The organism is Streptomyces niger (assembly GCF_000718305.1).
Classification (GTDB): Bacteria; Actinomycetota; Actinomycetes; order Streptomycetales; family Streptomycetaceae; genus Streptomyces; species Streptomyces niger.
In genome coordinates, this window is sequence record NZ_JOFQ01000007.1 from 59,390 (window position 1) to 80,808 (window position 21,419).

18 protein-coding genes and 1 tRNA gene are annotated in these 21,419 nt (G+C 73.8%); 12 read left to right on the forward strand and 7 right to left on the reverse strand.

All coding sequences use genetic code 11. The features are described 5' to 3' along the window. The first annotated feature begins 446 nt into the window (after positions 1-446). Both IF20_RS14570 and IF20_RS14575 read left to right on the forward strand, forming a co-directional pair. A complete protein-coding gene (locus tag IF20_RS14570; protein ID WP_052865582.1) occupies positions 447-1,577 on the forward strand; it encodes a DUF475 domain-containing protein in 1,131 nt (376 codons plus the stop codon). A gap of 159 nt (positions 1,578-1,736) precedes the next feature. Continuing rightward, on the forward strand, positions 1,737-2,471 hold the full coding sequence (locus IF20_RS14575; RefSeq protein ID WP_052865583.1) for a TerD family protein: 735 nt from the start codon (positions 1,737-1,739) through the stop codon (positions 2,469-2,471). A gap of 43 nt (positions 2,472-2,514) precedes the next feature. Here the strand turns inward: IF20_RS14575 and IF20_RS14580 are convergent, their stop codons facing one another. Next, entirely contained in the window at positions 2,515-3,561 is a 1,047-nt protein-coding gene (locus tag IF20_RS14580; RefSeq protein WP_052865584.1) for a TerD family protein, read from the reverse strand. Between the two features lie 227 nt (positions 3,562-3,788). On the opposite strand from IF20_RS14580, the gene IF20_RS14585 reads away from it, so the two are divergent. From IF20_RS14585 to IF20_RS14595, 3 genes are read left to right on the forward strand one after another with little or no spacing between them, the layout of a single operon-like run. Further along, positions 3,789-4,973, forward strand: coding sequence for an HpcH/HpaI aldolase/citrate lyase family protein (locus tag IF20_RS14585; protein ID WP_052865585.1), 1,185 nt, complete (start codon positions 3,789-3,791; stop codon positions 4,971-4,973). Beyond that, positions 4,970-7,522 carry a phosphoribosyltransferase gene (locus tag IF20_RS14590; RefSeq protein WP_052865586.1) on the forward strand — a complete coding sequence of 851 codons (2,553 nt, stop codon included), beginning with the start codon at positions 4,970-4,972 and terminating at the stop codon, positions 7,520-7,522. The genes IF20_RS14585 and IF20_RS14590 overlap by 4 nt, the downstream gene beginning before the upstream one ends. After that, entirely contained in the window at positions 7,519-8,358 is an 840-nt protein-coding gene (locus IF20_RS14595; RefSeq protein WP_052865587.1) for an HAD family hydrolase, read from the forward strand. The genes IF20_RS14590 and IF20_RS14595 overlap by 4 nt, the downstream gene beginning before the upstream one ends. A 23-nt stretch (positions 8,359-8,381) precedes the next feature. Here IF20_RS14595 and IF20_RS14600 read toward each other — a convergent pair whose 3' ends face one another. The 4 genes from IF20_RS14600 to IF20_RS14615 form a co-directional block, all read right to left on the reverse strand. Further along, positions 8,382-8,594 (reverse strand): FmdB family zinc ribbon protein, encoded by a 213-nt coding sequence (locus tag IF20_RS14600; protein WP_030618155.1) that lies wholly within the window; start codon positions 8,592-8,594, stop codon positions 8,382-8,384. Positions 8,595-8,945: 351 nt separating this feature from the next. Next, on the reverse strand, positions 8,946-9,584 hold the full coding sequence (locus IF20_RS14605) for a bifunctional 4-hydroxy-2-oxoglutarate aldolase/2-dehydro-3-deoxy-phosphogluconate aldolase (RefSeq protein WP_052865588.1): 639 nt from the start codon (positions 9,582-9,584) through the stop codon (positions 8,946-8,948). Between the two features lie 164 nt (positions 9,585-9,748). Continuing rightward, positions 9,749-10,378, reverse strand: coding sequence for a DUF4383 domain-containing protein (locus IF20_RS14610; protein WP_234426656.1), 630 nt, complete (start codon positions 10,376-10,378; stop codon positions 9,749-9,751). Between the two features lie 133 nt (positions 10,379-10,511). Then, positions 10,512-11,939 (reverse strand): coiled-coil domain-containing protein, encoded by a 1,428-nt coding sequence (locus IF20_RS14615; protein WP_407702507.1) that lies wholly within the window; start codon positions 11,937-11,939, stop codon positions 10,512-10,514. Positions 11,940-12,089: 150 nt separating this feature from the next. Here IF20_RS14615 and IF20_RS14620 point away from each other — a divergent pair. From IF20_RS14620 to IF20_RS14645, 6 genes are all read left to right on the forward strand, one after another. Further along, positions 12,090-12,164, forward strand: a tRNA-Val gene (locus IF20_RS14620). A gap of 108 nt (positions 12,165-12,272) precedes the next feature. Then, entirely contained in the window at positions 12,273-12,932 is a 660-nt protein-coding gene (locus IF20_RS14625; RefSeq protein ID WP_052865590.1) for a chemotaxis protein CheB, read from the forward strand. A 23-nt stretch (positions 12,933-12,955) separates the two neighbouring features. Continuing rightward, positions 12,956-13,723: a Crp/Fnr family transcriptional regulator gene (locus IF20_RS14630; RefSeq protein WP_110944168.1), complete on the forward strand. Its 768-nt coding sequence runs from the start codon at positions 12,956-12,958 to the stop codon at positions 13,721-13,723. A gap of 119 nt (positions 13,724-13,842) precedes the next feature. Further along, positions 13,843-15,237 (forward strand): FAD-binding oxidoreductase, encoded by a 1,395-nt coding sequence (locus tag IF20_RS14635; RefSeq protein ID WP_052865591.1) that lies wholly within the window; start codon positions 13,843-13,845, stop codon positions 15,235-15,237. Between the two features lie 290 nt (positions 15,238-15,527). Continuing rightward, the gene (locus IF20_RS14640) at positions 15,528-16,130 is read left to right on the forward strand and encodes a hypothetical protein (RefSeq protein WP_052865592.1); all 603 of its coding nucleotides are present in this window, start codon (positions 15,528-15,530) and stop codon (positions 16,128-16,130) included. A 342-nt stretch (positions 16,131-16,472) separates the two neighbouring features. Continuing rightward, complete coding sequence (locus tag IF20_RS14645) at positions 16,473-17,081, forward strand: STAS domain-containing protein (protein WP_234426657.1); 609 nt, start codon at positions 16,473-16,475, stop codon at positions 17,079-17,081. A 105-nt stretch (positions 17,082-17,186) separates the two neighbouring features. Here IF20_RS14645 and IF20_RS14650 read toward each other — a convergent pair whose 3' ends face one another. Beyond that, complete coding sequence (locus IF20_RS14650) at positions 17,187-18,074, reverse strand: alpha/beta fold hydrolase (RefSeq protein ID WP_324605567.1); 888 nt, start codon at positions 18,072-18,074, stop codon at positions 17,187-17,189. Positions 18,075-18,295: 221 nt separating this feature from the next. Between IF20_RS14650 and IF20_RS14655 the strand changes: the two genes are divergently transcribed. Then, on the forward strand, positions 18,296-19,903 hold the full coding sequence (locus IF20_RS14655) for a glycosyltransferase family 39 protein (protein ID WP_110944169.1): 1,608 nt from the start codon (positions 18,296-18,298) through the stop codon (positions 19,901-19,903). Positions 19,904-19,999: 96 nt separating this feature from the next. Here the strand turns inward: IF20_RS14655 and IF20_RS14660 are convergent, their stop codons facing one another. After that, complete coding sequence (locus IF20_RS14660; protein WP_110944170.1) at positions 20,000-21,253, reverse strand: methyltransferase; 1,254 nt, start codon at positions 21,251-21,253, stop codon at positions 20,000-20,002. Positions 21,254-21,419 lie beyond the last annotated feature (166 nt).

Here is a 21,419-nt window from a genome sequence, read left to right on the forward strand (position 1 = left end):
CACGCAGCGTGGCCCCCGGTCGGGACAAGGGAAAGCCACCTGCTGCGCCTGGAAACGAGGCAGGTGGCTCTCCGGAAGCTCGCCGCCCCAGGGACGGGAGTCCGTTCATTATGCCCAGGAACCCGAAGCAGCCGCCTCAACGCCCCGCTTCCGCCAGTCGTGCGCTCATGTACTGCGCCGCGCTGACCGCCGGTGTCGTCCTCGTCGTCGCGGGGAAGGCCACTCCTGCCGAGGCGTCAGGCTACATCTCACCCTTCTTGGTCGTTTTTGAGGGGGTGAAGGTGCGGAACTGACCCGACGGGGTACCGGGCCTGCGGTTCTCCGGTCGGGCGGGGGCCGCCCCCTCCGGTCGGAGGCCCGGCGCCGTAGAATCCGGGGTCAACGTTTCGTAAAGCGCCGTCCACCCGTGCGCGGGGGACCCCACACAACGAGGGAATGGGTAGGAAGTGCTCCTGAAAACCTTTGGCTGGTCTTTCGCCGTCACGGTGGTGGGCCTGGCCTTGGCCGGTGTCCTCTGGGGGTGGCAGGGGCTCGCGATCGTCGGGATCCTCTCGATCCTGGAGATCTCACTCTCGTTCGACAACGCGGTCATCAACGCCGGCATCCTGCGGAAGATGAATGCCTTCTGGCAGAAGATCTTCCTGACCGTCGGCATCCTGATCGCCGTCTTCGGCATGCGCCTCGTCTTCCCGGTCGTCATCGTGGCCATCACGGCCAAGATGGGACCCATCGAGGCCGTCAACCTCGCCATCAACGACAAGCCGCAGTACGAACACCTCGTCACGGGCGCCCACCCGGCCATCGCGGCCTTCGGTGGCATGTTCCTGCTCATGATCTTCCTCGACTTCATCTTCGAGGAGCGGGACTACAAGTGGCTGGCCTGGCTGGAGAGGCCGCTGGGCAAGCTGGGCAAGCTCGACACCCTCTCGGTGATCATCGCGCTGGTCGTCCTGCTCGTCACGGCCATGACCGTGGCCACCGACGTGGCGCACGGCGGCGGTGACAAGAGCGCCACCGTCCTCCTCTCCGGCGTCGCCGGCCTGATCACGTACCTCGTCGTCGGCGGCATCTCCGGCTACTTCGAGGACAAACTGGAGGACGCTGACGACGCGGAGGACGGCGCGGAGAGCGCGCCGGCCAAGAAGAACGGCACCGGCGCGGCCGTCGGGCTGGCGGGCAAGGCCGCGTTCTTCATGTTCCTCTACCTGGAGGTCATCGACGCGTCCTTCTCCTTCGACGGCGTCATCGGTGCCTTCGCCGTCACCAACGACATCTTCGAGATGGCGCTGGGTCTGGGCATCGGCGCCATGTACATCCGGTCGCTGACCGTCTTCCTCGTCCGCAAGGGCACCCTGGACGACTACGTCTACCTGGAGCACGGCGCGCACTACGCGATCGGCGCCCTGGCCGTGATCCTGCTCATCACCATCAAGTACGAGATCCACGAGGTCATCACGGGCCTGATCGGCGTCGTCCTGATCGCGCTGTCCTTCTTCTCCTCGGTGCGCAAGAATCGCCTGGAGGGCAAGCCGGGCGCGGGAACGGCGTCGAAATCCGAGGTCAGCTCGGGAGTGTGACACGCGACCGCGTGTGACCGGCGTCCGAATGAGGAACGCTTCTCTGCGGGGCGGCCACGAGAGCCGGGCCCGGGGGCACCGCCTCCGGCCCCACCGGCTCCTCGGGGCCGCCCCGCGGCAGTTGGAGGCGAGGGACCCGTAGGCAAGGGGTGGGGCGAAGTGTCGTTCTTGGGAAACTGGCGACGCGGCGGAACGCCGCAGTTCGACAACGGCGGCGCGTCGTACGTCGTCAAACTGACCAAACGCGAGCCCGTGGTCTCGCTGACCAAGCAGGGCGCGGCCAGCGGCAACCTCCGGGTGAACCTCTCCTGGCAGATGCGCACCACCGACTTCGCGGAGTTCGGCGGCCGGAAGAAGAGCCTCTGGCGCCACCCGGGCCAGATCTTCAAGCCCGAGGTGGTGCAGGCGCAGGGCCCCGCGGTCGTCAAGATCGACCTCGACCTGGCGTGCATGTACGAGCTGAAGGACGGCACCAAGGGCGTCGTGCAGCCGCTGGGGAACTTCCTCGGCGACCTCAACAGCCCGCCCTACATCCAGCTCAGCGGCGACGACCGGTTCGGCTCGGGGTCCGGCGAGACGCTCTACATCAACCTCGACCACCAGGACGAGTTCAAGCGTCTGCTGATCTTCGTCTACATCTACGACGGCACCCCCGCCTTCGACCGCACCCACGCCATCCTCACGCTCTATCCGAGCAGCGGACCGCGGGTGGAGATCGGCCTGGACGAGCGCGCGCCGCAGGCCCGTTCCTGCGCCGTCTTCATGCTGGAGAACGTCAAGGGCGAGCTGACCGTGCGCCGCGAGGTGCGGTACGTCTACGGCTTCCAGGCCGAGCTGGACCGGCTGTACGGCTGGGGCCTGCAGTGGGGCCGCGGGTACAAGAGCAAGGTGTGAGGACCGGGCGCCCGCGGCGCGCGCGCCCGGCCTCGGCGGCGGCTCAGCGGCGCTGGAACTGCGGTCCCTGCGGCGGCAGCACCAGCGGCCCGTTCTCCGGCACCGGCCCGGTGGCCTGCCCGGCGGGCGCGGGCGGCGGGTAGCCGTATCCGCCGGCCGCGGTCTGCTGCTGCGGATAGCCGTACCCGGGCCGGGGCCCGCCCTGCTCCGGCTGCGGCCCCGGGTAGCCGTACGCGGGGCCCGGCGGCTGCTCGGGCGGTCCCGGGTAGCCGTACGCGGGCGGGCCGGGCGGCATCGGGGGCACGTTCTCCGGATAGCCGTAGGCACCCGCCGGAGCGCCGGTGGACTGCGTCGGCGGTGCGAAGGCCGCGGTGGGCCCGGCGGTCCCGGCGGCCGGCTCGGGGAACGGCACCGGGTCCGGCACCGCCTGCGTGACGTCCTCGGGGCCGGCGGACGGCGGCTCGGGCACCGCGCGGGTCGCGTCCTCCGACCCCGGCGCGGCCGTCGCCCCCTCGGCCGGCCGCTCGGCGCCGGACCCCGCGTCCGAGCCGTCGTCCACCGAGATGCCGAACTCCGTCGCCAGCCCGATCAGTCCGCTGTCGTAGCCCTGGCCCAGCGCCCGGAACTTCCAGGCGTCCGCGCGCCGGTACAGCTCGCCGCAGATCAGCGCGGTCTCCTCGCCGGTCTCCGGCTCCACCTCGAACACCGCCAGTGGCCCGCCGTCTCCCTGTGCCGCGTCGTAGAGCTCCACCCGCAGATCCGGTACCTGCCCGAAGGGGGCGCCGTCCGAGGACGCGGCCAGCACCACCCGGTCCACCGACGGGTCCAGCGCGGCGAGGTCCGCCTCGACGGTGTCGGTCAGCGCGTCGGCCAGCCGCTTCTTGGGCAGGTGACGCACCAGGCCGCTGGGGTGCCGGGGCTGGTTGTAGAAGACGAAGTCCGCGTCCGACCGCACGCGCCCCTCAGGGCCCAACAGCAGCGCCGAGGCGTCCACGTCGGGCACCCCGGTGCCCGGCGTCCAGCGCAGGACGGCCCGTACGGCAGTGGCGTCGAGGGGTACGTTCGACCCCTTCTGCATGGCGTGCGTCATGGCGTCATCCTGCCTGCTGAGCGGGGTGACGGACAACGCGGGGGCGCCCCGGCGCCGGGAACGGCGGCGTCCCGCACCTGCTTGCCGGGCGCATGACACGTGATTTTCACCTGCGGGGGAACTTTTCACAGGGGCTCACACGTACGATTACCGGCCGGATCCGGACATCGGAAGCCGAGGAAAGAACCACAGGGGTGGCCGAATTCCGCCCGCACCCGGGGAGTTGTATGCGTCATTTCGGACACCTGTCGCCCGACCTGCGCGCGACGCTGTTCCACCAGGAACCGGCGGAGTTCACCGCCGGCTCCCCGCAGCGGCTGCTCGCCGTCGCCCTCGGGGCCACCCTCTACTCGCCCGCGACCAGGCCGCGGCTGGCCGCCGACGTGATCAAGCAGGCGGCGCGCGGCGTGGTGTCGATGGTGCTGTGCCTGGAGGACTCCATCGGCGACGACGACGTGTCGGCCGGCGAGGACAACCTCGTACGGCAGTTCAATGAGCTGGCCGAAACGGTGACCCGCGAGCCGGCCACCCCGCTGCCCCTGCTCTTCCTCCGCGTCCGCACCCCCGACCAGATACCCGACCTGGTGCGGCGGCTCGGCCCGGCCGTCCGGCTGCTCTCCGGATTCGTGCTGCCGAAGTTCACCGCGCTGCGCGGCGTCCCCTTCCTGGAGGCCCTCGCCGCGGCCGAAGCGGCCAGCGGGCAGCGGCTGTTCGCCATGCCGGTCCTGGAGTCCCCCGAGCTGCTCCACCTGGAGAGCCGGACGGAGACCCTGCAGGGCATCGCCCGCACCGTGGACGCCTACCGGGACCGCGTCCTCGCGCTGCGGCTCGGCGTCACGGACTTCTGCTCCGCGTACGGCCTGCGCCGCGCGCCGGACATGACCGCGTACGACGTACGGATCGTCGCCTCCGTCATCGCCGACGTCGTCAACGTCCTCGGCCGCGCCGACGGCACCGGCTTCACCGTCACCGGGCCGGTCTGGGAGTACTTCCGGCTGCACGAGCGGATGTTCAAGCCCCAGCTGCGGCAGAGCCCCTTCCTGGGGCGCGCCGAGGAGCTGCGCACCTCCCTCATCGAGCACGCCATGGACGGCCTGCTCCGCGAGATCGAACTGGACCGGGCCAACGGCCTCCAGGGCAAGACCTGCATCCACCCCTCGCACGTCGCGCCGGTGCACGCGCTCTCCGTCGTCAGCCACGAGGAGTTCAGCGACGCGGCCGACATCCTGCGCCCCGAGCGCGACGGCGGCGGCGTCCTGCGCTCCGCGTACACGAACAAGATGAACGAGGTGAAGCCGCACCGCGCCTGGGCGGAGCGCACGCTGCTGCGCGCCGAGGTCTTCGGTGTCGCGCGCGAGGGCGTCAGCTTCGTGGAACTGCTGGCGGCCGGGCTGCCCGCGGCGGGCGAATGACACAGCGGACCGAGAACGACCAGCACGGTACGGAAGGAAAGAACACGGTGGTGTGGACCGGCGAGTGGGTCGCGGAGCGGCTCGGGGTCGAACTGAACGGTGCGGCCGAGCTGCCCGGCCTGGTGGGGCTCGCGCTGCGGCGCAACCCCAAGCGGGCCCACCTGCTGGTGTCGCAGGTACTCGGCAAGCACGTGCCGCAGCGCCCGTCGGTGGTGTACGACGCGGGGTACGGCCTGGGGCGGCGGGTGCGTGAGCTGCTCGGTGACGAGGCGGCGGCGCGTGCCGTGGTCCTCGGATACGCCGAGACCGCCACCGGGCTCGGGCACAGCGTCGCCGACGGCCTGGCGCTCGCCCCGTACGTGCACTCCACCCGGCGCCCCGTGGCCGGCGTCGAGCAGGCCGGCGGCTTCGAGGAGGAGCACAGCCACGCCACCTCGCACCTCCTGCTGCCCGAGGACCGCGCCCTGCTCACCGGCGACGGCCCGCTGGTCCTGGTCGACGACGAGTTCTCCACCGGGCGCACGGTCCTCAACACCGTCGCCGCCCTGCACGCCCGCTTCCCCCGCCCGCGGTACGTGATCGTGGCCCTCACCGACATGCGGTCGGCGGCGGACCGCGCCCGGCTGGAGAAGTTCGCCGCCGACCTGGGGACACGGGTCGACCTCGTCGCCCTGGCGGCGGGCACGGTGGGGCTCCCGGACGGGGTACTGGAGCGCGGGCAGGAGCTCGTGGCGCGGTACGAGCCGGACGGTGCCGCCGCACCGGCCGAAGCCGCACCGGCCGGCGTCACCCGCGTCGACCTGGCCTGGCCCGCCGGCCTCCCCGACGGCGGCCGGCACGGCTTCACCCCCGCCCACCGGGCCCGCCTGGAGGCCGCGCTGCCGGACATGGCGGCCCGGATCGCCGCGGCGCTGGGGGAGACCGGACGCACGGCGGACGCCCGCGTCCTCGTCCTCGGCAACGAGGAGCTGATGTACGCGCCGCTGCGGCTGGCCGGCGCGCTGGACGAGGCGCTGCCTGCCGAGGTCCGCTTCTCCACCACCACCCGCTCCCCGGTGCTCGCCGTCGACCACCCCGGCTACGCCATCCGCACCCGGCTCACCTTCCCGGCCCACGACCGCCCGGTGGACGGCCCCGGCGAGCGGTACGCCTACAACGTCGCGCCCGGCACCGACCGGGACCGCCGCTTCGACGCGGTCCTCGCGCTCGTCGACTCGGCCGGCGACACCCCCGAACTGCACGCCCCCGACGGCCTGCTGGCCGCCCTCGCCCCGCACACCGACCGCCTGCTCCTCGGCGTCGTCCCCGCGTACGTACCGCCGTCGCCCGCGGCGCCGGACGTGCTCCGCCCCCGTACGGAGGTCCGTACCGACATGCCGGCGCCCCTGCGCGGCCCCGCCTTCTCCTCCTACGCCGCCGACGACGTCGGCTGGCTGCTCCAGGACTTCTCCGACGTCACCCTCGAAGCACCCACCGAGGAGCGCGAGGAGGCCATCCAGCGCGGCGGCGCGCACTACGCCGAGTCGCTGCCCGTCGAGTACCAGCCCAGCGCGGAGTACCAGGCCCTCTTCCACGCGGCGCTGGAGACCTCGGCGGGCCGCATCGCCCGAGCCGTCGGCGCCGTCACCGAGACGGTCCTCGCCGAGCTCCCCCAGCGCCGAAAGCGCCGGGGGGACCCCCATCCCCGCCCGGTCCTGGTCTCGCTCGCCCGCGCCGGCACCCCCGTCGGCGTCCTGATGCGCCGCTGGGCCCGGTACGCGCACGGCCTGGACCTCCCGCACTACGCCATATCGATCGTGCGCGGCCGCGGCATCGACACCACCGCGCTGCGCTGGCTCGCCGCCCACCACGACCCGGCCGACGTGGTCTTCGTCGACGGCTGGACCGGCAAGGGCGCGATCACCCGCGAACTGGCCCAGGCCCTGGCCGACTTCCCCGGCGCCGCCTTCGACCCGCGGATCGCGGTCCTCGCCGACCCCGGCGGCTGCGTGGAGACCTACGGCACCCGCGACGACTTCCTGATCCCGTCCGCCTGCCTGAACTCCACCGTCTCCGGCCTGATCTCCCGCACCGTGCTCCGCGCCGACCTGGTCGGCCCGGACGACTTCCACGGCGCGAAGTTCTACCGCGACCTGGCGGACACCGACGTCTCCCGGCACTTCCTCGACACCGTCGCGGCCCGCTTCGCCGACGTCGCGGCGGACGCCCGCGCCGACGCCGACGCGCTGCTCGCCGCCGACCGCACCCCCACCTGGGCCGGCTGGGCCGCCGTGGAACGGATCAGCGAGACGTACGGCATCCACGACGTGAACCTCGTCAAGCCCGGCGTCGGCGAGACCACCCGCGTCCTGCTGCGCCGCGTCCCCTGGAAGATCCTCGCGCGCAAGGGCGCGGGCGCCGACCTCGAACACATCCGGCTGCTGGCCGCCCAGCGCGGCGTACCGGTGGAGGAGACCGACGACCTGCCGTACAGCTGCGTCGGACTGATCCACCCGCGGTACACCCGCGGCGCGACCGGCGCCGACGGCAGGGCGGTGGCGGCCAAGTGACCGGATCGCCGACGTCCGTGCTGGTCGCCAGCGACCTGGACCGCACGCTCATCTACTCCGCCGCGGCCCTCGGCCTGACCGGGCCCGACGCGCAGGCGCCCCGGCTGCTCTGCGTCGAGGTGTACGACCACAAGCCGCTGTCGTACCTCACCGAGACCGCGGCCGCGCTGCTCGCCACCCTCGCGACCGCCCGCGGCGCCTGCTTCGTCCCGGCCACCACCCGCACCCGCGAGCAGTACGGCCGCATCCGTCTCCCGGGGCCCGCACCCCGGTTCGCGGTGTGCGCGAACGGCGGCCACCTCCTCGTCGACGGCGAGTCCGACCCGGACTGGCAGCGGACGGTCACGGCCCGGCTGGCCGCCGAGTGCGCCCCGCTGGACGAGGTCCGGGCGCACCTGCTGCGTACCGCGGACGAATCCTGGCTGCTGAAGGAGCGGACCGCCGAGGACCTCTTCGCGTACCTCGTCGTGGACCGCGCGCGGCTGCCGGAGACCTGGGTGAAGGACCTCGCGGGCTGGGCCGAGGGGCGCGGCTGGGCCGTCTCCGTCCAGGGCCGGAAGATCTACGCCGTGCCGAAGCCGCTCACGAAGAGCGCGGCGGTCCGCGAGGCAGCGCGGCGCGCGGGCGCCGACCGCGTCGTCGCGGCCGGCGACTCCCTGCTGGACGCCGACCTGCTGCTCGCGGCGGACCGCGGCTGGCGTCCGGGCCACGGCGAACTGGCCGCGGCGGGCTGGTCGGCGCCGCACGTCACCGCGCTGGAAGAGCGCGGCGCGGCGGCGGGGGAGGAGATCGTCAGGGCGTTCCTGGGCGAGGTGGCGGACGCCCGGGAACGCTGAGAACGCAGCCGGAGCGGGGCGGCTCAGCCGCAGCAACCGCCCCCGCAGCAGCCGCCGCCACCGCCGCCGCTCGGGGCCGGTGCGGCGGCGGTACCGCCCACCGCCACGGCGGACAGCAGCTTCACCGTGTCCGCATGTCCCTCGGGGCAGGGCGCGGGCGCGGCGGACTCGGCCATCGGCCGGCTGACCTCGAAGGTCGTCTCACAGGAGCGGCAGCGGTACTCGTATCGGGGCATGGCCCAAGAATACGGCGCGCGGGCCTCGCGAACCGGCGTGCGGGCAGGCCAACTCCCGCACACCGAGGGCTCGCCGCGTACCGGGGCCCGACCCGTCCGCGCACCACCCGGCCCGTCCGCGCACCACCGTGCCCGGCGCCGCGCCCGGCATGCCCAGTTCGGCGCGGGGCGGGGCGCCCTCCCGGTCGCCGGGCTTCAGCGGACCGCTGCCGCGCAGCGCCACCATCGTCTCGCCGAGGGGCAGCACCTCCGGCACGCCTCTGTGCGCGCCGGGCGTGCCCGCAACCGCGGCAGCCGTGCCCGCAACCGCACGAGCCGTGCCCCCGACCGCAGGAGCCGTGCACGCGCCGCTCACGCCAGCCCCTCCGCGCCCTCCGCGCACTCGGTCAGGAAGTCCGCGGCGCGGCGCCGCAGCCCGGCCAGGTCGCCGCCGTCCGCCGCGTCCCCGATCAGCGGCGAGCCGACGCCCACCGCCACCGCGCCGGCCGCCAGATACGCGCGCGCCGCCGCCGCGTCCACCCCGCCCACCGGCACGAACGGCAGCTCGGGGAAGGGCGCCCGCAGCGCTTTGAGGTACGCGGGCCCGCCGATCGACGCCGGGAAGAGCTTCAGGGCCGTCGCGCCCGCGGCCCGCGCCGCGATCACCTCGGTCGGCGTCAGCACCCCGGCCACCACCGGCAGCTCGCGCCGTACGCACTCGTCGACGCCCGCGCCCAGCCCCGGCGTGACCGCCAGGTTCGCGCCGGCCTCGGCGGCCCGCTCGACGTCCTCGGCGGTGGTGACCGTGCCCGCGCCGAGCCATGCGTCGGGACCCAGCTCCTGCCGCGCCCGCCGGATCACGCCGAGCGCGTCAGCGCCGCTGAGCGAGACCTCGATCAGCCGCACCCCCGCCTCGGCCAGGGTCATGACCGTACGGAAGGAGGCCTCCGGGTCCTTGCCGCGGATGACGGCGAGGAGTCGCCCGGCCCGGAGCGCTGTGCTGAAGTCCATGATTCTCCCGGTGGGTGCGGCGTGCGGTCCTGTTGCCGCCCATTCTGAATCCCGCCTCCGGCGCGCCCCCGAAGGCGCGGCTCCTGCTCCGCCCGCCCCTCGACCCGCGTGATACGTGCCTCGCCCACCACGACGTCCTCCTCCGGCCGGCCGCTACGACCCCGTCACGCTCCCTTTCTCCGACGGGCTCCGCCACGGGGCAGCGTGCCGTCCTGCCGCGCTTTCCGCACCAGGGCGGCCTGCTGCGGGGACAGCCGGGAGGAGCGGAACACCTGATCGGGGTGGCGGGCGCGCCAGTACGGGTTGTCGTGCGGCAGGCCGCCGCTGACCCGGCCGTACATGCCGAAGACCAGCAGCATCAGCCCGACCACGAAGCTGAAGAGGACGTTCTGGAGGCGGAAGGCGAGGAAGTTGAAGTCGGTCTCCAGGATCGCCAGGTTGAGGAAGCCGCTCAGCAGGAAGGCGACGCCCAGCACGGCGTTCAGGGTGGAGGCGACGTTCCCGCCGATCACCATGCCCACGAAGAGCAGCAGGCCGATCACGATGGACAGCACGCTCAGCGCGCCGTTGGTGTTCAGGCCCGCGACCGTGTCGCCGCCGGTGTCGAAGAATCCGATCCGGTCGATCAGGCCGAGGATGCCGAAGGCGACGAGGACCAGCCCCATCAACCCGGCACCGAACCGGTAGAACCGGCTCAGCCGGTGGTCGACGGGCAGGTGCTCGTCGAGCGTGATGCGCCGACGGGAACGAGAGGGGAAAGGCCCGCGAAGGGCGTGGCCGTGGCCGACAGCCATGACCGGCCTCCTTTGCACAGACGTACGCGGAGCGACCGCCGGCGAAACGGAGTGACCGCCGGAGGAGCCGTACTTCCCTCCACCTTCCGCCGCGGGGAGCGCGGGCGCCATCGCAGGCGTGCCGGCGGCGCGATCAGCCCGCGGCGCCGCCCCGCTCCTCGCGGATCGCCCGGACCACGCGCGCGGCCGTCTCCCGTACCGCGTCCGTCTCCGTCAGGAAGTGCCACCAGTCCGGATGCCGGCTGCCCTCCAGCCCGGCCTCGGCCCGCTCCAGCCGCGCCACCGCCTCGTCCAGCGGACGTGCGTGCCGCGGGTCCGGCGTACTGCGGCCCGCCATCGCCAGCCGCTGCGCGTCCCGGATCGCGAACCGCGTCCGCTCGACCTCCTTGCGCCGGTCGAAGGAGACCTCGTCCAACCGCCGCAGCCGGTCCCCGGCGGCCGTCACCGCCTCGTCCGTCGTGTTCAGCAGGGCCCGTACGGTCGCCAGCAGGCTCGTCGCGTCCGCCCACCGCTGCTCGTCCCGCGCGGCCTGCGCCTCCCGCAGCTTGGTCTCCGCCTGCCGCACCGCGTCCGCCGCCTGGTCGGGCACCTGCTGCAGGTCCTGCCAGCAGGCCACGCTGTACCGGCGGCGCAGCTCGCTCAGCACCGGCTCCACGCCGCCGGCCCGCGTCGTGATCGCCTGCGCGCGCGTGCGCAGCGACACCAGCCGCTTGTCGATGTCAGCGGCCTTCTCCGGCAGCCGCTCCGCCTCCGTACGCACCGCCTCGGCGCGCCGCAGCACGTCGTCGGCGCGCCGGATCGTCTCCTGCACGCCGTGCTGCCCGGCCCCCTGGTTCAGCTTCGTCAGCTCCGGCGACAGCGCCGCCAGCCGCGCCGCGAGCTCGTCGGCTCTCAGCCCGCGCGCCCTGACCGCGTCCAGCGCCTGCGTCGCGGCCAGCAGCGCCTGCCGCGCCCGCTCCACCGCCGGCGCCAGCCGCGCGAGCTGCGACTCCGCGGTCCGCAGCAGCGGCCCGAGCCCCTCGGCGAACCGCTCCAGCTCCTTGCCGACCGCCGACAGCTCGTCCTTCGCCCGGTTCAGGTCGGCCCGCGCCCGCGCGGCGGTACCCCCGTCCAGGTCGTCCCGGTCCAGGTCATGGGCGTCCACGGCCGCGATGTACGTACGGCTGACCTCGTCGATCCGCCGCCCCAGGCTCGCGTACCCCTCGGCGGCCCGGCGCGCCGCCGCCGAATCGTCCACCGCCGTGATCGTCTCGATCGAGATCCGCAGGTCCCGCTGCGCGGTGTCCAGCTCGTAGAACGCGGCCGCCGCGGCGTCCTTGGCCGCCTGCGCCTCGGCGCGCTGGCTCTCCCCGCGCCCGAACCACCGCCGTGTGCCGCCCCCGGCGAACGCCATCATCCCCCCACCGGTCGCCGCCACGGCCAGCATCGGCACCGGCAGCAGCACCAGCGCCACCGTGTCCCGCACCGCCGCGACCACCCGAGTCCCCCGGCGCTCCCGGAAGCTCCCGCCGGCCTGACGACGTGCTCGCTGCTCGTACGGCCGCGTGAATGTCGCCGTCACAACCCTCTCCCGATCGCGTCGCCCCAGGCCCGAAGCCATTCTCCCACCCTGTACGGACGAACACACCGGGCGGTCGGTTCAGCATCCGGACGCATCCCGTAAGGCGTTTGCGAACCATCCCCGCAGGCAAGGTAGTCTGTCGGTTCATCCGGGCGCATAGCTCAGCGGTAGAGCGCTGCTCTTACAAAGCAGATGTCACAGGTTCAAATCCTGTTGTGCCCACCAGCGCGAAGACCCCTCGTCGATCTTGACGGGGGGTCTTCGTCGTTCCGGGGCGGCCGGGGAAGGGGGAGGGAGGTGGCTGTGTACGGTTGCGGGCATTAGTCTGGAGGTGTGTTCGGTACCGTGCAGAAGACGGAGGAAACGCCCGCCTTCGATGTGGTGTGTCTGGCTGCATCCCTCGGAGGCGTGAGCGCCTACCGGGATGTCCTGGAGGCGTTGCCCGAGGACTTTCCCGCGGCCGTGGTGCTGGTGCAGCACCGGCCCGTGCGGACGGTCGACTCGCTCCTGAAGGTGCTCGCGTACCGCTCCGCGCTGCCGGTGCGGATGCTGGACGAGGGAGACCTGCTGGAGGGCGGCGTCGTCCATGTGGTGCCGGCCGGATGCGCGGCGTCCTTCACGTCCGAGGGCAAGGTGTCGCTGGACATCGTGAACGGCAACGAGGCGGCGGACGCGGTGTTCGCCTCGGCCGCCGCCGCGTTCGGGCCCCGGGTGCTGGCGGCGGTGCTGACCGGCCGGATGGAGGACGGGGCGCTCGGGGTGCGGCACGTACGGGGGGCCGGCGGGCGGGTGCTCGCGCAGGATCACAGCACTTCGGAAGCGTTCGGCATGCCTCGCGCCGCCATCGCCACCGGCTGCGTAGACTTCGTGCTGCCCCTGCCGGTGCTGGCTCACGCGCTGGTCAGCCTGGTGATGGTGCCGGGCGCTGCGGGTCTGATGCGGGTGTCGTTGCCCCCGTGGGCGACCGCGATTCCGCCGGCAGCCGTCGGCTGATCACTGGAGGGAAGGCGAGCAGGATGTCGGGCAGCGCAACGAGCTCCGGAGACCTGCGGACCAATCGGCTCCTGGCCGCCCTGCCGGAGGCGGAGCGGGAGCGGCTGCTCCCGCAACTCAAGGAGGTCGAGCTGGCGCTCGGCGACGTGCTGTACCGGCCCGACGAGCGGATCGACGCCCTGTGGTTCCCCGTACGCGGCGTCTGCTCGATCATCGCCGAGCTGGACGGCGGGCCGGACGTGGAGGTCGCCACCGTCGGTGACGAGGGCGTGGTCGGACTTCCGGTGTTCCTCGGCGTCGGCATCCCGACCGAGCGGGCCATGGTGCAGGTCCCGGGGTGGGCCCTGCGGATGGACGCGGACCTCTTCCGGCGGGAGCTCGCCGTGGTGGACGGCGCGCTCCAGCAGACCATGCAGCACTACACCCAGACGATGTTCACCCAGCTCGCGCGGAACGCCGCCTGCAACCGCAGCCACCGCACCCGCGAGCGGTGCGCCCGCTGGCTGCTGATGACGGCCGACCGCATGCACAGCGACCAGTTCGAGCTGACGCAGAAGTTCCTCGCGCAGATGCTCGCGGTACGCCGGTCCTCGGTGAGCGAGGTGGCCGGTGAACTGGCCGAGGAGGGGTGCATCAGCTACCGCCGCGGCACCATCACCGTGCTGGACCGGGCGGGGCTGGAAGCCCACGCGTGCAGTTGCTACCGGGCCCTCCGCGAGGTCATCGACACCGCGTTCCCGCCCGACGGGACGAGGCCGGACCACCACCGGGCACCCCGAGGCGGGACCTGAGCGAAGGGCCGCCGCGCGAGGCGGTCCACCCCCTGAGCGGGGAGGGCTGGCGGGGCTGCCGGTCGGCGCTACGCTCCGGGCACGGGGGAGGCGACCGGCTGGGTACCAGGGGGTATCTGATGGCATCCCGTGAGGTGAGCGGTGCGGCGGTGAAGGGTCTGCGGGCCGGATTCGCGGGGGAAGTGATCATGCCGGGGGACCCGGCGTACGACGCGCACCGCAGCGTCTTCAACGCGATGATCGACCGCCGGCCCGCGGTCATCGCGGGGTGCGCGAACGCCGAGGACGTCGCCCGGGCGGTGCGGTTCGCGCGGGAGCACGGCCTGGAGGTCGCGGTGCGCGGCGGCGGGCACGGGGTGGCCGGCCGGGCGGTGAACGACGGCGGGCTGGTCGTCGACCTGCGGCGGATGAACGCCGCGACGGTCGACGCCGGGAGCCGCACGGTACGCCTCGGCGGCGGCGCGACGATGGGCGACCTCGACCGGGCGACCGGCGCGCACGGGCTGGCGACGACCGGCGGCCGGGTCTCGACCACGGGCGTGGGTGGCTACACGCTGGGCGGCGGCTCCGGCTGGCTGGCGCGCAAGTACGGGCTGACCTGCGACAACCTGGAGGAGGTCGAGCTGGTCACGGCGGCCGGGGAGCCGGTACGGGCGAGCGCGACCGAGCACCCCGAACTGTTCTGGGCGCTGCACGGAGGCGGCGGCAACTTCGGCGTGGCGACCTCCTTCACGCTCCGCCTGCACGAACTGCCGGCGTTCAGCTTCGGGCTGCTGGTGTGGCCGTCGGAGGCCGGCCCCGAGGTCGTGCGCGCGTACCGCGACTTCATGGCGGCGGCACCGGACGACGTCGGCGGCGGGCTGCTCTACCTCACCGGGCCCGCCGAGGAGTTCGTGCCCGACCGCCTGGTGGGGCGGCTGACCTGTGCGTGCCTTCTCACGTACGCGGGGCCGCTGGCGGTGGCGCGGGAGGTGCTCGCGCCGATGCTGCGCCTCGGGCACGAGGGTGAGCTGCTCGCGGACATGTCGTACGCGGAGTTCCAGTGCCTGCTCGACGCCCCGCCCGGCTACCGCAACTACTGGTCGGCCGAGTACCTGGCGGAGCTGCCCGACCCGGCGGTCGAGGCCTTCTGCACGCGCGCCGGCGACATGGTCGTGCCCTCGCCGTCCCAGCATCTGCTGCTGCCGCAGGGCGGCGCGGTCGCGCGGGGCGCTGCGGACCACCCGGTGCCCTGGCGGACCGCGCCGTGGGCGGTGCACCCGCTGGGTCTGTGGGAGGACCCGGCGGACGATGCGCGTGCCCGGCGGTGGGCCCGCGGGCTGCGGGACGACATGCAGCCGTGGTCGAGCGGCGCGGTGTACCTGAACTTCATCGGGGACGAGGGCGGCGACCGCATCGTCGCGGGGGTCGGCGCGGACAACCACCGGCGGCTCGCCGCGGTGAAGGCCGCGTACGACCCGGACAACGTCTTCCGGCTCAACCACAACATCGCCCCGGCCCCGGCCGCCGCGTAGCCGTACCGCGCCGCCCCGTACCGGACTGCCCCTTCTGCCGGTTATGCAGGCGTGGTGACTTCGCGCGCCGGAAGTGGGCGGCAAGGGGCCGGTGTGGCGTACGGAGGGCGTAGGCGACGGGTGAGGTCGGCGCGGGGGCACGTGGCCGGAATTGGTGGGTTCCGCGTCGATCGTGAGTTCTATGGTGAGCCCCAGTGGCCCCGGACCCCGGCCACGGGCTGGCCAGCGCGTTCTTCGTGGACGGCAGCCCGGCAGAGAAGTCCGCTTCTGAAGGAGAGCAGGGTCCGGCCATGGAGCAGAGTACGGCCGTCTCCCGTATGTCCCCGGCCGCCGGCCGAGTTCCCGCGTTCCGCTGGGCGCTCAGCGCGCGACGCCGCCCCGGTGGTGACAAGGAGGCCACCGTCCTCGCCTGCGCGGTGCTGGACGCGCTCGGCGTCGAAGGGGAGGGGGCCTCGTCCGTGGTCTCCGACCTGGCCAGGGCGACGGCGTACGTGATGTCGCACGGCAGCGCCGACGCGTACCGCCTCACGATCGAGGTGGACGGCGAGCGGTGCGCGGTGCGGGTCGATGACCGGGACGAGGCGGACCGGGACGGGGACGGCCGGGACGGTTGCCGGGCGGCGGACGGGTTCGCCGCGGACGGGCCGGAGGCGTGGGAGCCGGACGGCGCGGACGCCGGGCCGGTCGTCGCCGACGTGCACGGAGGGCGGCTGCGGGTGCGGCATCGCGCGGACGGCACCCTCGTGGTCTCCTTCCAGCGGTCGTTCCCGCAAGTCGCGGAGTTGGCGACGGGGACCGCCGAGCGGACCGGCGCGGCGGACGTGGTGCCGCTGCCGGTCGCCGCCTGCGGCATGGCGGAGAGCGTCGCGGCGGACCTGGTCGCGGAAGGCTGAGGGCCGGCCCTGGCGCGGCCCCCGAGGGTGAAACTCGGTGGATACGGCCTGGAAAGGGTTGACCGGTCGGCGCGGACCCTTATGCTTTCCCTCGTCGGGGATTTCTTGCATAAATGCAGAGTTCCAGTGTTTCCCGTGGTTTTTTCCGATGTCATTCGGCCGCCGCGGGAACTTGGCCTGCCGTCAAGCGAAGTGGCGAAAATTCACCCGACAGAGGCGTTCTGTCCTGGCTGATCGATTCTGCGTCACTTAGCCCGGTTACGGTGCCTGTGCATCCCAGACCCTGGTGCGCATCGGCCCATCGCCGTGTTCGATACGGCCTTAAGCACAACTGGGGGTGACGTGGGGGGAAGCGACGCCGACGTGCAGGTAACCGTTTGCCAGGGTGGCGACACGGTCGTCCTGGCACTGCATGGCGAACTCGACCTGGCCATGGCACTACGCATCGAAGCCGACGTCCTGCTGGCGCTCAACGCGTTGTTCGCGCTGCGCCGGTCGGTGATATTCCCCGCTCCTCGGTCGCGGACCGTGCCGAGCGGATCTCAGGGCATGCCGCGATTTCTTCCGAAGGTCAACGCACTGCCCGAAGTCCGGCCCGAGGCGCCGGCCGACGTGATTCCGTTGCCGAACGCCTTTCCCGTGACTTTTCCAGAATTCGTGCCGCCGCTGTCGCCGAGCGGTCCGCCCGAGGGGTTCCCGGACCCCGGCAGCGGCGGCAACGGCGGCGCGGCGCACGAGAAGACCCTGATGATCGATCTGCGCCATGTCACGTTCATGGACTGCAGCGGTCTCGACCTGCTGTGCCGGGTACGGGACCAGCTGACGGAGCGGGGCGGCCGCATGGTGCTCATGAACCTCCGGCCCCTCGTGATCCGGCTGCTCAAACTGGCCGCGCTGCGCGAGCCGTTCGAGCTGATCGGACAGGTGGAGGGCGAGTCTCCCGGCGCCTGACGCGGTCCCCGTGGCGCGTGCGCGCGCCACGGGGACGGGAGGCGCGGCAGGGGTGCCGGTGCCGGTGGCCGTACGGCGTGCGCAGGGGCGCGGTGGCGTCGGCCGTCAGTACGCGGTACCCCGGAGGAATCCGGCCAGTTCACGGTCGAACTCCGCGGCGTTCTCCAGGTGCACCATGTGACCCGCGGCGGGAATGCGGGCGCGCCGGGCGCCCGGTACCGCGAGGGCCACCGCGTGCGCGTTCGCCGAGATGTCGGTGCTGTCCAGGTCGCCGTCCAGGACCAGGGTCGGCACCCGGATCTCCGCGAGCCGGTGCGCCGCGCCGACCTCGAACGCCGCGCCGCGGCCCATGCTTTCGGCGTGCGCGGTCACGGTGGCCCTCGCCGTCGCCCGGATCCGCTCCCGCAGGACCGGGTCGACCTGGGCCGGTTCGCGGTGCGGGCCGTCCACCCACATCCGCAGGAAGTGCTCGATGAAGAGCCGCACACCGCCCGGCGCGCTCACCGCGGCCACCTGCTCGCGGATGTGGTGCAGCAGGAACGGGTCGGCGAACGTCCGGCCGCTGATGCCGGGCGCCGCCAGGACGAGGGCGGCCACGGAGTCCGGGTACGCCAGCGCGCTGTCCAGTGCGACGCGCGCGCCGTGCGAATGGCCGATCAACGTCGCGCGGGGGACGTCGAGATGGGCGAGCAGCGCCCGGAGGTCCTCGTGGTGGGCGTAGTCCCCGTCGACCTGGGTGGAGCGGCCGTGGCCCCGGGCGTCGTACCGGATGACCCGGTGGCCGGCGCGCGCGAGCCGGACGAACTGCTCGTCCCAGGTGGTCAGATCGAGCATGCCCTCGTGCAGCAGCACCAGCGCCGGGCCCGATCCCGCGGTCTCGTAGTACAGCTCCCCGCCGGCGACGGGCGCGGTGCCGCTCTCGACGGCCGGTCCCGTGCCGCTGTCCTGCGCACCGGATTCGGCGTCCATCGGCACCCTCATATCGCTGCTCATGGTGCCATGATCACACTTTTGCCCTGGAAGGGTGAAGGGTGGGGTGGATCGGGCGGAGCCGGTCACTTCGGCCGCCGTCGCTCCGGTGCGCCGCGCCGGTGGTGGCTCGATCGACTTGCTCTCCTCGGTCCGCGGCGTGCGCGCAGTCACCGCGGGGCGGCCGTGTGACTGTGTAGGGAGCGTATACTCCGAGTGTATACGTGGAGTGTAGAGTGCCCTCCATGTCCGCAGATCTCGCCCCGATACCGACTCGCGCGGTCCGTGCCCCGGCACGCGCCGACCGCGCGCCGGCCCGGCCGGTCCGCCGGCGCACGGCGCCCGCGGGGGACGGATCCGCACCCCGCGCCGCACTGATCGCCGCCCTCCCCGCGTTGCTCGCGCTGGCGCTCGGCTGCTGGGGCCTGACCCGCCAACACAGCCTGTGGCGGGACGAGGCGGCGACCTGGCAGGCGGCCCGGCGTACGGTGCCGGAGATCTGGGCGATGCTCGGACAGGTCGACGTCGTGCACGGCCTGTACTACCTGTGCATGCACGCCGTCTTCGCGCTCGGCGGGCCGGGGCTGGTGGCGCTGCGGCTGCCGTCGGTCCTGGCGACGGCGGTGGCGGCCGCGGCGACGGCGGCCACCGGGCGGCGCTTGGCCGGGCCGTGGGCCGGGCTCGCCGCCGGCCTCGTCCTCGCGTTGATCCCCAACATCCAGCACTACGCGCAAGAGGGCCGTGCCTACGCGCTGGTGACCGCTGCGGTCGCCGTCGCCACCTGGCTCCTGGTCCGGGCCGCGGGCGTGCGCCGGGACGGACCGGAGCCAGGCGCGCGCCTTCGGGGGGCCGGCTGGTGGACGGGGTATGCCGCGGCCGTGCTGTGCGCCGCCCTGCTGAACTGGTTCTCGCTGCTGGTGCTGCCCGCGCACGCGGTGACGGTGGTGCTGGCCCGCCGCCGCGGCCTGCGCGGGGTCCTCGTGCGCTGGCTCGTCTCCGCCGCGTGCGCCGTGGCCGGGGCGCTGCCCCTGGTGCTCGCCAGCCGTGCGCAGGCCGAGCAGGTGTCGTGGATCAAGCCGGTCGCCTGGACCACGCTGCTCGGCATCGCCGCGCTGGTCCTGATCGGCTTCGGCTGCGCGCGGCTGCCGTACGTACGCGGTGGCCGCGCCGGACACGACGACCGGCCGTCCGCGCCGACCCTCGGGTCCGTCGCGCTGCCGCTGCTCGTCGTGCCGCAGGCCGGACTGCTGCTCGCCTCCCTCGTGCAACCGCTCTACCTCGACCGCTACGTCCTCTTCACCAACATCGGCTTCGCGCTGCCGGTCGGCCTGGCCGTCGCGGTGGGCGTACGGGCCGCCGCCGCGCGCCGGCACCGCCTCCGCCCCGGCGTGCTGCTGGCCGGCGTGACCGCTGTCGGGTTCGTGGCGTTGCTGCCCGTGGAGACGGGGCTGCGGACGGCGGAGAGCCGGGTGGACGACGTGCTCCGGCCGGCCGAGGTGGTCGCCGCGCGGGCGCACCCGGGGGACGGGGTGCTCTTCCTGCCGGCGGCCCGGCGCGACACGGCGCTGGTGAGCCCGGCCGCGTTCCGGGGGCTCGACGATCTCGCGCTGCGGGAGGGCCCGGTGGCCGGCGGCACGCTCAAGGGCACCGAGCACACGCCGGCCCGGATCCGGGCCGCGATGCGCGCCCACCGCCGGATCGTGCTGGTCACGGACGCCGCACCGGCCGCCGCCCGGCCGGTACCGGCGCGCGAGGCCATGAAGCGGCGGGTGCTGGCGGCGGAGTTCACCCGCGTCACGTCGACCGAGACCCGCGGCCGCCGCGTCGACGTCTACGTACGGAAGGACGCCTGAGCGTACGCAAGGGCGCCTGAGTCGTACGCACGGGCATCTGAGCCGTACGCACGGGCATCTGAGGCGTACGGAGGCCCGGCGGGCTCCGTGCCGTCCTCAGCTTCCGGCGGGCCCCAGTCGCCACAGCGACGTCACCTCTGCCGCGCGGGCGGCGTGCAGCGGGTCGGTGGCGTCGCGGACCTTCGCGTGCCGGGGCGCGACGTCCAACCGGTCGAGCACGGTCAGGCCGGCCGCTTCGAAGAGGGCGAGCAGATCCGCGCGGGTGCGCAGCCCGAGGTGCTCGGCGAGGTCGGACAGGATCAGCCAGCCTTCGCCGCCCGGCGTCAGGTGGTCCGTGAGGCCCGCGAGGAAGCCGCGCAGCATCCGGCTGTTCGGGTCGTAGACGGCGTACTCCACCGAGGAGGTGGGCTTGGCCGGCAGCCACGGCGGGTTGCAGACCACCAGCGGGGCGCGCCCGGCGGGGAAGAGGTCGGCGGCGACGGCCTCGACCCGGTCGGCGACGCCCAGCCGCTCGGCGTTCCGGCGCGCGCAGGCCAGTGCGCGCGGGTCCTGGTCGGTGCCGAGGACGCGCCGGACGCCGCGCCGGGCCAGTACGGCGGCCAGGACGCCGCTGCCGGTGCCGATGTCGAAGGCCAGCTCGGTGGGGTCGGCGGGCAGCGGGGCCCGGGCCACCAGGTCGACGTACTCGCCGCGCTGGGGCGAGAAGACGCCGTAGTCGGGGTGTATCCGGTCGCCCCCGAGGGCGGGGATCTCGACGCCCTTGCGGTGCCATTCGTACGCGCCGACCAGCCCGAGGAGTTCGCGCAGCGCGACGACCGAGTGCGGGGAGCCCGCCTCGTCGCGCGCCGCGGGCGCCGGGCCGTACGCCTGGGTGCAGGCCGCGCGGACGTCGGGGGCGCGGTGCAGCGGAATGCCGTAGTCGGCGTCGAGCGGCACCAGCAGCATGCCGAGGATGCGGGCGCGCTGGCTCTGTGCGGCGCGGTGCAGGTGGAAGGCGCGGGCCGGGTCGTCGGCGGGCGCGGGCTTGCGGGGGCGGCGGTCGATCCGGCGGGCCAGCGCGGCCAGCAGCTGGCGGGCGTTGTGGAAGTCGCCGCGCCACAGCAGCGCGGTGCCCTCGCAGGCCAGTTTGTACGCGGCGTCGGCCTTCATGCGGTCGTCGGCGACCGTCACGCGGCGCGGCGGCGTCGCGCCGTTCTCCGACCGCCACCGGGCGGAGCGCGGACCGCCGTCCTCGTCCCAGGTGAGGACCGGTTCCGGGGCGGCCCCCGGCAGGGTGGCTCCCCGCAGGGCGGCTTCCCGCGGGACGGCGGCGGTGGCGGGGTGCGGAGCGGGCGGCCGGTGAGCGTTCATGACGTCCTGGATCAGGCGGCACGGCCGGCGGAGGCGCGTCCCGGAGGAGGGCACCGCCCAGGAGCCGGGCGGTGCGGGGAAGTTCGATTTTACCGGCTCCGGGGCACTCGCCCAGTTGCTGATCATGCCGTCGCCGTTCCGGGCAACCGTCCGGAATACTCGCCCG